17 protein-coding genes are annotated in these 14,804 nt (G+C 72.6%); 10 read left to right on the plus strand and 7 right to left on the minus strand.

Annotated elements, in window-relative coordinates; all coding sequences use genetic code 11:
* Nucleotides 1-32 precede the first annotated feature (32 nt).
* Nucleotides 33-641 carry a helix-turn-helix domain-containing protein gene (locus AWQ70_RS36050; protein WP_067186524.1) on the plus strand — a complete coding sequence of 203 codons (609 nt, stop codon included), beginning with the start codon at nucleotides 33-35 and terminating at the stop codon, nucleotides 639-641.
* A gap of 103 nt (nucleotides 642-744) precedes the next feature.
* Entirely contained in the window at nucleotides 745-1,392 is a 648-nt protein-coding gene (locus AWQ70_RS36055; protein WP_067186526.1) for an FMN-binding negative transcriptional regulator, read from the plus strand.
* 93 nt (nucleotides 1,393-1,485) lie between these two features.
* Here AWQ70_RS36055 and AWQ70_RS36060 read toward each other — a convergent pair whose 3' ends face one another.
* From AWQ70_RS36060 to AWQ70_RS36070, 3 genes are all read right to left on the minus strand, one after another.
* Nucleotides 1,486-2,223, minus strand: a complete 738-nt coding sequence (locus AWQ70_RS36060) for a hypothetical protein (protein WP_067186528.1) — start codon at nucleotides 2,221-2,223, stop codon at nucleotides 1,486-1,488.
* Nucleotides 2,223-2,723, minus strand: coding sequence for a SigE family RNA polymerase sigma factor (locus tag AWQ70_RS36065; RefSeq protein ID WP_067186530.1), 501 nt, complete (start codon nucleotides 2,721-2,723; stop codon nucleotides 2,223-2,225). Before AWQ70_RS36065 ends, AWQ70_RS36060 begins: the two co-directional genes overlap by 1 nt.
* A gap of 143 nt (nucleotides 2,724-2,866) precedes the next feature.
* Entirely contained in the window at nucleotides 2,867-3,760 is an 894-nt protein-coding gene (locus AWQ70_RS36070) for a DUF1707 SHOCT-like domain-containing protein (RefSeq protein WP_084518194.1), read from the minus strand.
* 81 nt (nucleotides 3,761-3,841) lie between these two features.
* Between AWQ70_RS36070 and AWQ70_RS36075 the strand changes: the two genes are divergently transcribed.
* The 6 genes from AWQ70_RS36075 (at nucleotide 3,842) to AWQ70_RS36100 (ending at nucleotide 10,066) form a co-directional block, all read left to right on the plus strand.
* The gene (locus AWQ70_RS36075) at nucleotides 3,842-5,317 is read left to right on the plus strand and encodes an ankyrin repeat domain-containing protein (RefSeq protein WP_245647316.1); all 1,476 of its coding nucleotides are present in this window, start codon (nucleotides 3,842-3,844) and stop codon (nucleotides 5,315-5,317) included.
* Between the two features lie 111 nt (nucleotides 5,318-5,428).
* The gene (locus AWQ70_RS36080) at nucleotides 5,429-5,857 is read left to right on the plus strand and encodes an OsmC family protein (RefSeq protein ID WP_067186535.1); all 429 of its coding nucleotides are present in this window, start codon (nucleotides 5,429-5,431) and stop codon (nucleotides 5,855-5,857) included.
* Nucleotides 5,858-5,978: 121 nt separating this feature from the next.
* Nucleotides 5,979-8,108, plus strand: a complete 2,130-nt coding sequence (gene glgX / locus AWQ70_RS36085; protein ID WP_067186537.1) for a glycogen debranching protein GlgX — start codon at nucleotides 5,979-5,981, stop codon at nucleotides 8,106-8,108.
* Nucleotides 8,109-8,180: 72 nt separating this feature from the next.
* Nucleotides 8,181-9,035 carry an AraC family transcriptional regulator gene (locus tag AWQ70_RS36090; protein WP_067186539.1) on the plus strand — a complete coding sequence of 285 codons (855 nt, stop codon included), beginning with the start codon at nucleotides 8,181-8,183 and terminating at the stop codon, nucleotides 9,033-9,035.
* A gap of 72 nt (nucleotides 9,036-9,107) precedes the next feature.
* Nucleotides 9,108-9,761, plus strand: coding sequence for an AzlC family ABC transporter permease (locus AWQ70_RS36095; RefSeq protein WP_218004781.1), 654 nt, complete (start codon nucleotides 9,108-9,110; stop codon nucleotides 9,759-9,761).
* Entirely contained in the window at nucleotides 9,758-10,066 is a 309-nt protein-coding gene (locus AWQ70_RS36100; RefSeq protein WP_067186544.1) for an AzlD domain-containing protein, read from the plus strand. The genes AWQ70_RS36095 and AWQ70_RS36100 overlap by 4 nt, the downstream gene beginning before the upstream one ends.
* Before the next feature lie 26 nt (nucleotides 10,067-10,092).
* Here the strand turns inward: AWQ70_RS36100 and AWQ70_RS36105 are convergent, their stop codons facing one another.
* Nucleotides 10,093-11,172: an ATP-dependent DNA ligase gene (locus AWQ70_RS36105; protein ID WP_067186547.1), complete on the minus strand. Its 1,080-nt coding sequence runs from the start codon at nucleotides 11,170-11,172 to the stop codon at nucleotides 10,093-10,095.
* A complete protein-coding gene (locus tag AWQ70_RS36110) occupies nucleotides 11,156-11,893 on the minus strand; it encodes a pyrimidine reductase family protein (protein WP_067186549.1) in 738 nt (245 codons plus the stop codon). Before AWQ70_RS36110 ends, AWQ70_RS36105 begins: the two co-directional genes overlap by 17 nt.
* Nucleotides 11,894-12,146: 253 nt before the next feature.
* Here AWQ70_RS36110 and AWQ70_RS36115 point away from each other — a divergent pair, with 253 nt between their 5' ends.
* Nucleotides 12,147-12,551 carry a hypothetical protein gene (locus AWQ70_RS36115; protein WP_067186551.1) on the plus strand — a complete coding sequence of 135 codons (405 nt, stop codon included), beginning with the start codon at nucleotides 12,147-12,149 and terminating at the stop codon, nucleotides 12,549-12,551.
* A gap of 4 nt (nucleotides 12,552-12,555) precedes the next feature.
* Here AWQ70_RS36115 and ligD read toward each other — a convergent pair whose 3' ends face one another.
* Nucleotides 12,556-13,554, minus strand: a complete 999-nt coding sequence (gene ligD / locus AWQ70_RS36120; RefSeq protein ID WP_067186553.1) for a non-homologous end-joining DNA ligase — start codon at nucleotides 13,552-13,554, stop codon at nucleotides 12,556-12,558.
* 373 nt (nucleotides 13,555-13,927) lie between these two features.
* Between ligD and msrB the strand changes: the two genes are divergently transcribed.
* Nucleotides 13,928-14,332, plus strand: a complete 405-nt coding sequence (gene msrB / locus AWQ70_RS36125) for a peptide-methionine (R)-S-oxide reductase MsrB (RefSeq protein ID WP_067186555.1) — start codon at nucleotides 13,928-13,930, stop codon at nucleotides 14,330-14,332.
* A 7-nt stretch (nucleotides 14,333-14,339) separates the two neighbouring features.
* Here the strand turns inward: msrB and AWQ70_RS40100 are convergent.
* Nucleotides 14,340-14,804 (minus strand): hypothetical protein (locus AWQ70_RS40100; RefSeq protein WP_218004780.1); only part of this gene is annotated, 465 nt, incomplete at its 5' end.

The raw sequence follows: 14,804 nt of genomic DNA on the forward strand, positions 1-14,804 counted from the left end.
CTTTCAATGGAACGACCATAGAGTACAATGAAGTGACCGACACGGAGGAGTGGGAAGCAGTGGGGCGGACGGCGACGGCGCTGCAGGCGGTGGCGTCCAACGTGAAGGCGGCCCGGCTGCGGGCGGGCCTGTCCGTGGAGCAGCTCAGCACCCGGGCGCAGGTGAGCAAGGGCGCGCTGGTCAGCCTGGAGAACGCCCAGGGCAACCCCAACCTGGCCACTCTGGTGCGCCTCGCCGACGCCCTGGGCATGTCGGTGTCGGCCCTCACCGAAGGCCCCCAGCACCGCCCCATCCAGATCGTCGAGGCCGCCGACGCCGAACCCCTGTGGACCGGTGAGCTCGGCGGCGAGGCCCGCCTCATGCTCACCACCGGCGGCCCGGCGCCGGTGGAGGTGTGGCGCTGGCGCCTGCACCCCGGCGAGGCGTACCCCAGCCATCCGCACCCGGCCGGGGTCGTGGAGACCGTCAGCGTCACTCGCGGCCGCCTGACCCTCGTCCTCGACGGCGCCGAACACCAGGTCCCCGCCGGCGCCACCGCCACCTTCGACGGCGGCGTCCCCCACACCTACCGGGGCGGCGGCACCGAGCCGTGCGAGCTCCTCATGACCGTGCACCTGCCGCCGCACCCCGCCGGCGGATAGCGGCCGTCAATCGCACGGTGCCGCGGGCCCGGACATCACGACGCCACTGCGTCACCGTGGCGGGGGCGGCCCACCACACCACCGACCACGCAAGGAGAGCAGCATGTTCATCCAGCCCTGGGACGCCGGCCTGGACGAGGCCGAATGGCGGACCTGGATCGCCGAAGGCCACGACTTCGGACAGCTGAGCGTCAACGGCCTGCCCGGCCACCCGCCCGTCGTCGTCCCCACCCACTTCACCTGCGACGGGCGGCACCTCCTCGTCCACCTCGCCCGGCCCAACCCGGTGTGGAAGGCGATCGAGCACGACCCGAACGTCGTCCTCACCGTCATCGGCGACTACGCCTTCATCCCCGGCCTCTGGCGCGCCAAGGCAGGCACCCCGCCGCACGAGGGCGTCCCCACCAGCTACTACGCGGCCGTCCAGTTCATCTGCCGCGCCGGCGTCGTCGACGATCCCGAGGCCAAGGCCGAGCTGCTGCGCCGCCAGCTCGCCCACTTCCAGCCCGACGGCGACCACGCACCCGTGGCCGTCGACCAGCCCCCCTACGGCCGGATGTTGTCGGGCATCCGCGGCCTGCGCCTGGAGGTCACCGACGTACGGGCCAAGTTCAAATACGACGACCACAAGCCCGTCGAGCACCGCACGGCCGTCGCCGACCGCCTCACCGCACGCGGCCAGGGCCTCGACGTCCCCACCGCCCGCCAGCAGCGCCGCCGCCTGGACCGCATCGGCCCCTGGACGCCCTGATCTCCATTTCCATCCGGACGCGCCGCGACCGCCTGAGCCGGGCCCTTTTTGCGGGGCCCGTGCCGACAGGACCGGCGGCCAACGCCCTGCGCTCTAGGAGAAGCGGGGGACCATATCCCACAGGGTCACGTTCCAGTCGGCCTTATAGGGTCTGGCCTTCGCCAGGATGGCGTCCGCCTGGTTCATGCTGAGATCCTTCGCCAGGATGCCGCCCGCCTCCTTCATGCTGAGATCCTGCATGCTGAGATTCTTCAGCCGCGGCGGCAGGCCGTCCGGGACGTCGTGGGCCGGGATCACCAGTACCTCGACGGTGTTCAGCCCGTTCTTTGCCCACGAACGGCTGACATCGGACGCCTGTCCGTCGGTCCGCTTCCCCTCAACGGTGCCGCAGGGCTGCCCCTGCACCCAGAACCGGTTCGTCCACACGACAACGTACGAGGGCGCGTCGGGGCACCTGATCTGGAGGGCGGGGATGCCCTTCCCGTTCCGGTAGGTGAAGCGTTGTTTCACGCCGGCCCGTTGGTACTTCCGCTCCACGAGCTTCCCCGCCGCGATATGCGTGAACGCGCCGGTCGGCGACGGCGAGGGCTCGGGCTGGGCCATGACCGCGGTCCAGATGTCGTCGGGGGCCTCGGCGGTGACGGTGTGCGGGACCGTCAGGACGCCGGTGACCACCAGACCTGCGGCGAGGACGCCGGTCACGGCGGCAAGGCGGCGCCGCCTGATGCGCCGCACCCGCCGTTCCACGTCGGCCAGGGCCACGCCGCGGCCGGTGCCGTCCCCGCTGTCGGCGGCCAGGAGATCGCGGAGGTCGGATTCGTTGATGGCCATCATCGGCTCCCCAGATTCGTCGCGGAGCGTGCCGCGGGATCGACGCGCAGCTTGGCCAGCGCCCTGCTCGCCTGGCTTCGTACGGTCGCCACCGAGCATCCGAGGATGTCGCCGATCTCCGCGTCGGGCAGGTCGGCGAAGTACCGCAGCACGATCACGGCACGCTGCCGGGGCGGCAGGCCCTCCACCGCCTGCCGTACCGCGTCGCGGGAGCCGACCAGGTCGGCGTCGTCGGCGACCGGCGCGTCGGGCAGGTCGGCCGCCGGGATTTCGGCCCGCGATCTGCGCCGCCACCAGGAGGCGTGCGTGTTCACCAGGATGCGGTAGACGTACGGATCGGGATTGTCGCCGACCCTCCTCCAGGCGAGCCATGCCCGGGCGAGCGCGGTCTGCAGCAGGTCCTCCGCCGTCGCCCAGTCGCGGCACAGCAGGTACGCCGTGCGGAGCAGACGAGCGGACCGCTGCTCGACGTAGCGTTCGAAATCCGCCCGGTTCCGCATGGAGCCCTCATTCGTTCGGTGAGACCGTCACCGATCTCTACTCCCGAACCGGGGCAGGGCGTTGCACGCGGGCACGAACACGGAGATCACCGGCGCCGCCGCGGCGAGCGGGGCATACACCGAAAGCGGGACGCCCGCGGAGGTCACCAGCGGGGCGCGCGGGGCGGCTCCGGAGGCTCCGGCGGGTAGCCGTCGCGTGAGGCGCGCCAGGCGTCCCTGGCCTCTCTCCGGGCCTCCCGCTCCTCCCTGCGCACCTCCCGGTGGGATTCCCGGACCTCCCGGTGCATCTCGCGGAACGCGTCGCGCGCCTCGCCCAGCGCCTGGCGGACGTCGTGGTTCACCTGGCGCATGTCGTGGCGCATGTCGTGGGAGAACTCCCGGCGGGGGCCGTAGCCCGCCTCGGCGCGGCGCTCCTGCCACCACTCGCTCCAGGCGAACCAGCCGCGTTTGATCGGCTTGGCCCGCGAGTCGCCGATGATCTTCACGTCGCCCATCACGACGTACGCCCTGACCCGGACCACGGGGGCGTTCCGGTTGGGCGGGGCCTCGACCACCTCGACCTTCTTGTCGCCCATGATGGTCATGCCGGACAGCTCCACGTCCACGCCGTCGGGGACGATGATCTTGAGGTCGCCCATCACGCAGGTGGCCACGATGTCGATCGCGTTGGAGCGGACCTCGGCCTCGCGCAGGTCGAGCGTGACGTCGCCCATCACGCAGACCGCGCCGATCTCCTGGTCGATGCGCCAGGTGCCCTGCCGCTTGGCGTCGCCCATGACCGCGACGATCCACTTGCGGACCTTGCCGCCTCCGCCGCCGGCGGGGGCGGGCGGATGGTGCGCGGGCGCGGGCGCGCCCCCGGGAAGGTCGGCGGTGAGCTGGGCGAGCTCGGCGTGGGTCCGGGCGAGGTAGGCCGCCTCGGTGCGCTCGGTCAGCTCGGCGAGGGTCAGCCGTCCGTCCACCGACGCCTCGCGCAGCCGCTCGACCACGGCCTCCCGTTCGGCGTCGGACGCCCGCATTCCACCCAGATCACTCACGGGACAACCCTATCCCCGCGATCGTGGCCGCCCATCCTCCCTGGGAAGGAACCATTTGTCCACCTGTGTGACCATGGAAGAGTGACATACCGTGAGCTTCTGCACGCGGTTTCGGAGGGCGATGTCGACAGCGTGCGGCGGATGCTCCATCCCGACACGGATCTGAACCGCGCCCCCGGGACCACTCCGCTCTACCGCGCCGCCGTCAACGGCGACCACGAGATGGTACGGCTGCTGCTGGAGTACGGGGCCGACCCGGACCGGCCGAGCGGCGGGAGGGACGAGGGGCTCCCCCTCTGCGCTGCCGCCAGCTGGGACCACGGGGAGGTCGTCCAGGCCCTGCTCGACGGCGGCGCCGACGCGAACGCCGCCGAGGGCGGCGGCTGGACCGCCCTGCTGTGGTGCGCCGCCCAGGGGCACCTGAGATCGGCGGACGTCCTCCTCGACGCGGGCGCGGACCCGGACGCCGCCGACGAGGAGGGCACCACGCCGCTCACCGCGGCCGCCCGTTTCGGGGCGTACGGGATCGTCTGGTCGCTCCTGGAGCACGGCGCCGACCCGGCGCGCCCGGACGGCGCGGGTGAGACGGCTCTGGACATCGCGAGACGCTGGTCCCGCACCGACCTGGAGGCGGAGCTGCGCGAGGAGGTCACGCGGCACGCCGAGCCGGGGTGGGCGGTCATGGTGGCCAGGGGCCACGCCGACGACGGCACCGAACTGATCACCGCCGAGGCCAGGGACGCGAAGGGCGACGGCTTCCGGACCGCCCGGCAGCGGGGCCACGCCGCGATCACGATCCTCCTGGAGGAGGCGCTCGGCCTGCGCACCCCGGCCACGGAGCTGGTGGCCCGCGCCGCGCCGTACCGGGACGTCGACGAGGACGGCGAGACCTGGTGGGCGGCGGTGCACGCGCTGCAGAAACGCCACGACGACGAGACGTTCGAGGCGGCGGAGGAGCTGTGCGACAGCGGCGACCCGCTGGACCGGGAGTTCGCGGTCGACGTGCTCGCCCAGTTCGGCTACGACGCGAAGGACCGGCCGTTCCGCGACCGCAGCCTCGCGATCCTGCGGCGGCTGGCCCGCACCGAGCCCGAGCCCGGCGTCGTCGACGCGCTTCTGTGCGCGATCGCGCACCACGCCGACCCGGAGGCGCTGCCCGAGGTTCTGGAGATCGTGGACCGCCCGGGGCACCGGCCGTCCAGGAAGGACGCCATGGCGCTCGCCGCCGTGCTGCCTCCGGACGACGAGGAGGGCCTGGCCCGGCTGGTACGGCTGACCGAGGAGGACGACGCCGAGGTCCGCGACTGGGCGACCATGGGCCTGGCCGGCCTGGACGCGGACACCCCCCGGATCCGGGAGGCGCTCGCCGCCCGGCTGGCCGACCGCGACATCACGACGGTCGCGGAGGCCGTGCGCGGGCTGGCGGACAGGGGCGACCGGCGGGCGATCGACGGGATCCACCGGGTGTTGTCGGAGACGGACGACGACTACGCGCGGGACCTGGCTCTCGACGGCGCGACGCGGCTCGGCCTGGACATCGAGACCGTCATCCGCTGACGCGGGCCACCCGCGCTGATCGCGGGCCGGTTCCCCGTCGGCGGACCCGGCGGCGTTAGGGTCGCTCATGGCACTGAAGATGGGCACCTAAACGACTGAAGGGATATCGCCATGGCGACCACCCGTACCGCGACCACCCAGTGGAAGGGCGCGCTGCTCGACGGCTCCGGCACGGTCTCGCTCGACTCCTCCGGCGTCGGCACGTTCGACGTCTCCTGGCCGTCCAGGGCGGAGCAGGCGAACGGCAAGACCAGCCCCGAGGAGCTGATCGCGGCCGCCCACTCCTCCTGCTTCTCGATGGCGCTGTCGAACGGCCTGGCCAAGGCCGGGACGCCGCCGCAGTCGCTGGAGACGAAGGCGGACGTGACCTTCCAGCCGGGTGAGGGCATCACCGGCATCGTGATCTCGGTTCGCGGCCAGGTTCCCGGCATCTCGGCCGAGGACTTCCAGCAGGCGGCCGAGAACGCCAAGGCCAACTGCCCGGTGAGCAAGGCGCTCGCGGGCACCACCATCACGCTGAACGCCGAGCTCGTCGGCTGAACCGCCTCCCGGGCCCCCGTCGCCGCCTTCCGGCCCGGCGGGGGCCCGTGTCGGACCGGACCGGATCTCGCGGATCTTTTGGGGTATCCGAAGGGACCGGCCGCGAGGAGAATGGGGGCACATGCGCGAAGTCTGGCCTGGAGAGCCGTATCCACTCGGCGGCACCTGGGATGGCGTGGGCACCAGTTTCTCGGTGTTCTCCGAGGTCGCCGAGCGGGTCGAGCTGTGCCTGTTCGACGACGACGGCGCCGAGACCCGCGTCGATCTGCCCGAGATGGACGGCTTCGTCTGGCACGGCTACCTGCCCGGCATCATGCCCGGCCAGCGGTACGGCTTCCGCGTCCACGGGCCGTACGCGCCGGAGCTCGGCCACCGGTGCAACCCCGCCAAGCTGCTCCTCGACCCGTACGGCAAGGCCATCGAGGGGGGCGTGCGCTGGAACGAGGCGCTGTTCTCCTACCACTTCACCGATCCGGGGCGGCTGAACACCGACGACTCCGCGCCGTACATGCCGAAGAACGTGGTGATCAACCCGTTCTTCGAGTGGGGCAACGACCGGCCGCCGCGCACGCCGTACCACGAGACGGTCATCTACGAGGCGCACGTGCGCGGGCTGACCATGCGGCACCCGGACGTGCCCGAGGAGCAGCGCGGCACGTACGCCGGGCTCGCGCATCCCGCGGTGATCGAGCACCTGCTGTCGATCGGCGTGACGGCGGTCGAGCTGATGCCGGTCCACCAGTTCGTCCCCGAGCACGCGATGGTGGCGCGCGGCCTGACGAACTACTGGGGCTACAACACCGTCGCCTACCTCGCGCCGCACAACACGTACTCCAGCGCTGGCCAGCGGGGCGAGCAGGTGCAGGAGTTCAAGGCCATGGTGCGCGCCCTGCACGAGGCGGGCATCGAGGTCATCCTGGACGTGGTGTACAACCACACGGCCGAGGGCGACCACATGGGCCCGACCCTCGGGTTCCGGGGCATCGACAACGCCGCCTACTACCGGCTGCACGACTCCGACCGGCGCTACTACCTCGACTACACCGGCTGCGGGAACTCGCTGAACGTGCGCTCGCCGCACGCGCTGCAGCTCATCATGGACTCGCTGCGCTACTGGGTGCTGGAGATGCACGTCGACGGCTTCCGGTTCGACCTCGCCGCCGCGCTCGCCCGCGAGCTGCACGACGTGGACCGGCTGTCGGCGTTCTTCGACCTGATCCAGCAGGACCCGGTGATCTCGCAGGTCAAGCTGATCGCCGAGCCGTGGGACGTCGGCCCCGGCGGCTACCAGGTCGGCAACTTCCCGCCCCTGTGGACGGAGTGGAACGGCAAGTACCGCGACTCCGTGCGCGATTTCTGGCGCGGCGGCTCACGCACGGTGCCCGAGTTCGCCTCGCGGCTCACCGGGTCGAGCGACCTGTACGCCCAGAGCGGCCGCCGCCCGGTGGCGTCGATCAACTTCGTCACCTGCCACGACGGGTTCACCCTCACCGACCTGGTCTCCTACAACCGCAAGCACAACGAGGCCAACGGAGAGCACAACCGCGACGGCACCGACGACAACCGGTCGTGGAACTGCGGCGCCGAGGGCCCGGCCGAGGATCCGGGCATCACGGCGCTGCGCCGGCGGCAGCGGCGCAACTTCCTGGCCACGCTGTTCGTCTCCCAGGGCGTGCCGATGCTGCTCGCCGGAGACGAGTTCGGGCGCACGCAGCAGGGCAACAACAACGCCTACTGCCAGGACAACGACATCTCCTGGGTGGACTGGTCGCTGGCCAGGACGGAGGCCGACCTCCTGGAGTTCGTCCGGCTGCTCGCCGCGCTCCGGCGCGGCCACCCGGTGTTCCGCCGACGCCGGTTCTTCTACGGCCGCAGGGCCGGGGACGACCTGCGCGACATCGTCTGGCTCACGCCCTCCGGCAAGGAGATGGTCTCGGGCGACTGGCACGCGAGCTACGCCAAGTCGCTGGCGGTGTTCGTCAACGGCGACGCCATCTCCGAGCCCGGCCCCCGCGGCGAGCGGATCACGGACGACTCGTTCCTCCTGCTGATCAACGCGCACCACGAGAGCCTGACGTTCACCCTGCCGGGCGCGGAGTTCGGCGACCGGTGGCACCCCGTCCTGGACACGGCGGACGACGCTCCCGGGCAGGGCCCCTTCCCCGGCGAGATGTGGCCGGCGGGCGTGGACGTGTCCGTCACCGCCCGGTCCTTCCAGATCCTGCGCTGCGCCAGGGAGGAGCCCGCCTGACCGTCTCCCCGTCCCCCGGCCGGTTCCGGGCCTGCTGCCGGACTCCCCGGGCGCTTCCCGGACAATCGGTACATGCACCCGGACGAGGAAGAGGAGGCGCGGCACTGGCGGCACCCCGGACTCCCGGGGGTGGACCTGCTCCGGGCCCGCTACATCAGCAAGACCTTCATCCGGCACACGCACGAGAACTTCGTCATCGCGGCGATCACGAGGGGCGTCGACGAGTTCCACGTGCGCGACAGCATCGAACGCGCCGGGCCCGGCAGCCTCGCGCTGATCAACCCCGACACCCCGCACACCGGCCGGGCGGGCGTGCCGGAGGGATGGACCTACAGCGCGGTCTACCCCGAGGCCGAGCTGGTCACGGCGATCGCCGCCGAGACGACCTCGATCAGGGGGACGGCCGGGTTCGCCGTCCCCGTGGTCCACGACCCGCCCGCCGTGCGCCTCGTCACCGAGGTCCTGCGGGCCGTGGACGAGCGCAACAACCTCGCCGCCGACACACTCCTGCGGCTCACCGTGGCCCGTCTGCTCCGCCTCCACGGTTCCGCGCTCCCCCCGTCGCGGCCGCGCGGGGCCGGCGCGCGGAAGGCCGCGACGGCCCGGGCCATCCTGGAGGCCCGGATGGCCGACCCTCCCTCCCTTGAGCGGCTCGCGGCCGAGGTGGGCACCGGCCCGTTCGCGCTGCTGCGGGCGTTCCGCGCCGCGTACGGCATGCCGCCGCACAGTTGGCTCACCGACGCGCGGGTCCGCCGGGCCCGCCACCTGCTGGACGCCGGGGTCAGCCCCGCCGACGCGGCCGTCGTCGTGGGCTTCACCGACCAGCCGCACCTGAACCGGCACTTCAGCCGGGTCCTCGGGGTGCCGCCCGGGGCGTACCAGCGGGAGCGCAAGAACGTACAAGACCGTTTTGGCGGAGCCGCGTAACCTCGGGCCGTGACGACGGAACCTGCACAAATCCCGCGAGAACGGACGGTCGGCCGCCCCCGGGCGGCCGTCGTGCGCGACGCCCTCGGAGTGGGCGTCGCCGTCGGCCTGTCCGGGTTCGCGTTCGGCGTGACGTCCGCCGGATCCGGGCTGAGCCTGGCGCAGACGTGCGCCCTCTCCCTTCTCGTGTTCACCGGCGCGTCCCAGTTCGCCCTCGTGGGCGCGCTGGGAGCGGGCGGCAACCCCGCCGCCGCGGTGGCCGGGGCCCTCTTCCTCGGCGTGCGCAACGCGTTCTACGGTCTGCGCCTGTCGCACCTGCTGCGCCTGCCCGGCCCCGTACGCCCGTTCGCCGCGCACTGGATCATCGACGAGACGTCGGCCGTCGCCATGGCGCAGCCTGACCGGGACAGCGCGCGGCTCGGCTTCACCGTCACCGGGGCCACGCTGTTCGTGCTGTGGAACCTCACCACGTTCCTCGGCGCGCTGGGCGCCGCCGCGCTCGGCGACCCGTCGGCCTGGGGGCTGGACGCGGCCGGGCCGGCCGCCTTCCTGGCCCTGCTCGGGTCGATGCTGCGCGGGCGGCGGGAGACGATGGTCGCGGTCCTCGCCGCCGTGCTCGCGCTGGCCTGCCTGCCGCTGCTGCCCGCGGGCGTCCCCGTCCTGGTCGCGGCGCTGGCCGCGCCGATCGTCCTGGCCCTGACCCGCCGCCCGGAGGCGCACCGATGACCGTCTGGATCGCCATCGCCGTCACGGCGGTCGGCTGCTACGCCATCAAGCTGCTCGGCCTGTCCGTCCCCGCCGGGCTGCTGGAGCGGCCCCTGGTACGCCGGCTCGCGCCCCTGGTGCCGGTCGCGATGCTGGCCGCGCTCACCGCCATCCAGACGTTCGGGAGCGGACAGACGCTGGTCGTGGACGCGCGCGCCGCCGGGCTCGCGGCGGCGGCCGTCGCGCTGCTGCTGCGGGCGCCGTTCCTCGTGGTCGTCGGCGCCGCCGTCGTCGTGACCGCCGCCGTCCGCGCCCTCACGGGCTGACGCGCGGCCCCGGACGGCGGGGCCGGTCAGCGCGGCAGGATATCGTCCAGGTCGTAGGCGACCGGCCGTTCGAGCTGCTCGTAGGTGCACGAGGACGGCTCCCGGTCGGGACGCCAGCGGCGGAACTGGGCGGTGTGCCGGAACCGGTCGCCCTCCATGTGATCGTAGGCGACCTCGACCACCAGCTCGGGCCGGAGCGGGATGAACGAGAGGTCCTTCTTGGCGTTCCACCGGGAGACCGCGCCGGGCATGCGCTGGCCGTCGCCCGGGGTCTCCCCGGCCTGCGCCGCCCAGGACGCCCACGGGTGCGCGCCCAGATCCTCCAGCCGGTACGGCGCGAGCTCCCCCACCAGTTCGGCGCGGCGCTTCATCGGGAACGCCGCGACCACGCCCACGTGGTGCAGCCGCCCCTCGGCGTCGTACAGCCCGAGGAGGAGCGAGCCGACCACGCCTCCGGTCTTGTGCTCGCGGTATCCGGCCACGACGCAGTCGGCCGTGCGCTCGTGCTTGACCTTGAACATCACCCGCCGGTCCGGCTCGTACGGCAGCGCGCCGGGTTTGACGACGATGCCGTCGAGCCCGGCCCCCTCGAACGCGTCGAACCACTCGGCGGCCCGGCGCTCGTCACGCGTGACCGGCGTGAGCCGTACCGACCGGCCGGCTCCGGCCAGCGCCCCCTCGAGGCGGGCCCGCCGCTCGGCGAACGGCTCGGCCATCAGGTTCTCGTCGCCCAGCGCGAGCAGGTCGAACGCGACGAACGTCGCGGGCGTGCGCTCGGCGAGGAGACGCACCCGGGACTCGGCCGGGTGGATGCGCTGCTGGAGCGCGTCGAAGTCGAGCGTCTGACCGCTCATCACCACGATCTCGCCGTCCACGACGCACCGCTCGGGCAGCTCGGCGCGGACGGCCTCGACCAGCTCGGGGAAGTATCTGGTGAACGGCCGCTCGTTCCTGCTCCCGAGATGGACGTCGTCACCGTCACGGAACACGATGCACCGGAAACCATCCCATTTCGGCTCGTAGAAGAGCGAACCGTCCTGGCCGGGCAGCCGCTTCACCGCCTTGGCCAGCATCGGGGCCACGGGCGGCTCAACCGGCAAGTTCATCGGACACCTCCCTCACGTATCGGCAGAACAGGAAGCCCTCCTCCTGGAGGACCTGGGCGAGCGCCAGCCGGGTCTGGGAGGCCGTGCCGTTGAGGATGCGGGCCGCGTCGCCGCCGATCAGCAGCGGGCTGACCGTGAGGCACAGCTCGTCGACCAGGCCGGCCGCGGCGAGCTGGGCGTTCAGCCGGGGCCCGCCCTCGCACAGGACGGCGGCCAGGCCGCGCTCGCGCAGCTCGCGCACCGCGAGCGTCAGATCGACGCGGTACTCCCCCGCGACGACGACGTCGGCCCTCTTGGCGGCCTCCGCGCGCCGGTCGGGGGGCGCGGACTCGGTGGTGATCACGATCGTCCGCGCGTACGGCTCGGCCTCGGTGAACAGCGGGCTGCCGAGGTCGAGGTCGAGCCGCCGGGTGACGACCGCGATCGGAGGGGCGGGCGGACGGCCGGCGCGCAGGGCGCGCCACGACTCGCGCGGCCGGGCCGGGCCGTACCCCTCGGTGCGCACGGTGGCGGCGCCGGCGAGGATCACGTCGGAGAGGCCGCGCAGGATGCCGAAGATCCGGCGGTCGCCCTCGCTGGACAGGCCCCCGGACAGGCCCTTGAGCCATGCGCCGCCGTCCGCGCTGGCCACCATGTTGAGTCGCAGCCACTCGCCCGGGGGCTGGGCGTAGGCGGCGACGAGATCCGGATCGTCCTCGATGTCGGGATGTATGCGGCGCACGCTCTCTACAGTGGCACATCGCCCCGACAGACAGCAGGCGACCTCCGCATCGCCGCCGGGTCACGGGCGGCGGTCTCGAAGGGCACTCCGGACGGACGCCGGGGGGCCTCCGCGGGGTGCGCCGTCCGGGTCCCCGGCGGATAACGGTTCGATGTCCCCTGTTCCCGCCCTCGGCGCTCGCGGTGTTGGATCGAGCCAGGCGGCGCGACGAGCCGGGACTCCCGTTCCGTCGGCCCGCACTCGGAGGAGACGCGTGGAACTCGCCGCCCTCGCGGTCTGGATCGTCACCGCGCTGATCGGGCTCTACCTGCTGGTCCTGTGGCTGGCGGGCAGCGGCCTGCGGCAGCAGGCGACGAAGGTCACCGCGTTCCCGACCGCCCTGATCCTCAGCCATCCCGCGCTCGCGGTCGCGGGCCTCGGCCTGTGGCTCGCCTTCCTGCTCACCCGCGAGCGCGCGTACGCCTGGGGGGCGTTCGCCGTGCTGACCACCGTGGCGCTGCTCGGCTTCACGCTGTTCACCCGGTGGCTGGGGCGGGGACGCCACGCGCGGGGCGCCGAGCGGCGCTTCCCGGTGATCGCTGTGGCCCTGCACGGCGTCGCCGGGGTCTCCACGTTCGTCCTGGTGCTGCTGACCGCCTCGATGGCGGGCCGTTTCTAGGCGGTCAGCCGTCGCTCCGGGCTTTGGACGGCTGGACGCGCTTGGGCTCGCCCGGCATCTTCGGATAGTTCGGCGGGTACGGCAGGTCGCCGCGGTCGTCGGCGGCGTACCACTCCAGCAGCGTCTCGATGTCGAACGCCTCGTCGTCGATGGACCGGTGCACGTCGCCGAGCCGGGCGAAGCGCTCGGGCATCGTCCTGATGTCGAAGTCGCGCGGGTCGCAGTCGGCCAGCTCGTCCCACGTCACCGGCGCGGACACCCGCGCGTCCGGCCGGGCGCGCACCGAGTACGCGGCGACCACGGTGCGGTCCCTGGCGTTCTGGTTGTAGTCGATGAAGACGCGCTCCCCGCGCTCCTCCTTCCACCAGGCGGTGGTGGCGAGGCCGGGAGCGCGCCGCTCCACCTCGCGCGCCAGCGCGATGCCCGCGTGCCGTACCTCCGTGAAGGTCCACTCGGGGCGGACGCGCGCGGCGATGTGGATGCCCCGGCTCCCGGAGGTCTTGGGGAAGGCGCGCACGCCGAGCTCGTCGAGGACCTCGCGGACGACGAAGGCGACCTTGCGCGCCTCGTCGAAGCCGGTGCCCGGCTGCGGGTCGATGTCGACGCGCAGCTCGTCGGGGTGGTCCACGTCGGCCGCGCGCACCGGCCAGGGATGGAAGTCGATCGTGCCGAGGTTGGCGCACCAGGCGACGGCGGCGATCTCCGTCGGGCGGAACGTGTCGGCCGTGCGCCCGCTGGGAAAGCGCACCGTCACGGTCTCGATCCAGTCGGGGTGCCGGGGCATGCGCTTCTGGTAGATCGCCTCGGTCTCGACGCCGTCGGGATGCCGCTTGAGGTGCGTCGGGCGGTCGAGCAGCGCGCGGAGGACGCCGTCGCCCACGCTGACGTAGTACTCCACCAGGTCGCGCTTGGTGGCCCCGATGCCGGGGAAGTAGACCTTGTCCGGGTTGGTGACTTTGACGGTCCGGCCGCCCGCCTCGATCTCGATGTACGGCGAAGCCATGTCTGCGACCCTACCCGGGACGGAGCGGGTCCGTCCCGGACCTCTACACCCGGCGTCGGCCGGTGCCCGGGACGCGGCACCGGCCGTCGGCCGGCAGGTCGGACGGGACGGACCCGGCGTGCCGCCCCTGGGGCGGCAACCCTCCTGCCGTACGGCGGCGTCCAGCACGGGTAGGGCGCTTCGCCACCGCGACGGCGGGACGGCCGACCCCCGCTGGCGGGAGGATCGGCCCTCTCATCAGTGAAGACGCCGAAACGACCTCCGGAGGATGCTTCGCCCGGAAAGAACTCCGCCGGGAAGGTCTCCGGGCGCCGCGTGGTTCTACGCCATGACCATCCGACCGACACGACAGATCTGACACAGGCAGGCGAACATGGACAAGGTCATCAAGAGCGACGCCGAGTGGCGCGCCCAGCTCTCCCCCGAGGAGTTCCGCGTGCTCCGCCAGGCCGGCACGGAGCGCCCCTTCACCGGGGAGTACGTCGACACCAAGACCGTGGGGGTCTACTCCTGCCGCGCGTGCGGAGCCGAGCTGTTCCGCTCGGAGACCAAGTTCGACTCGCACTGCGGCTGGCCGTCGTTCTTCGAGCCGTCGGACTCGGACGCGGTCACCCTGCTCCAGGACGACTCGCTCGGGATGAGCCGGGTGGAGGTCCGCTGCGCCCGCTGCGACTCGCACCTCGGGCACGTCTTCCACGGCGAGGGCTACTCCACGCCCACCGACGACCGTTATTGCATCAACTCGGTCTGCCTGACCCTGGAGCCCGCCGAGGGCTGAGCCGCGGTCACCTGGGCTTGGGGTGGGTGACCCGGCAGGTGTCGTCGTCCGGGCCCAGGATGTTGGCCAGGACGGGGTTGCCGTTGCCGCCGTACTTCGCCTGGACGAAGACCACGGGGTTCGACTCGCCGATCTCCTTGAGGTACTTCAGGCCCCTCTTGCAGAGGGTGATCGCGGACTTGGAGTTGCTCGCGTTCTCCGACAGGTCCGTATAGATGCGCAGATATCGGCCGGTGGTACGGATGTCACGCACCCGCTTGGCGGCCTTGTCGTTCCACCGGCTGGTGAAGTAGGCCGCCGCCTGCTCGTCCGTGTACTTCGACCGTCCGGACGCCCGCACCTCGCCCTTGGATTCGCCGGTCTTCCCGGCTCGCGCCGCGCCGTCCGCGGTGGTCACGGTCAGCTCGCCCGCCGGGGCGGCCGCCGGGCCTCCGGCGGCGCCGTTCGCCGGGGGGCTCGCCGCGGGCGCGAC

The organism is Microtetraspora niveoalba, from assembly GCF_001570405.1.
Lineage (GTDB): Bacteria > Actinomycetota > Actinomycetes > Streptosporangiales > Streptosporangiaceae > Microtetraspora > Microtetraspora niveoalba.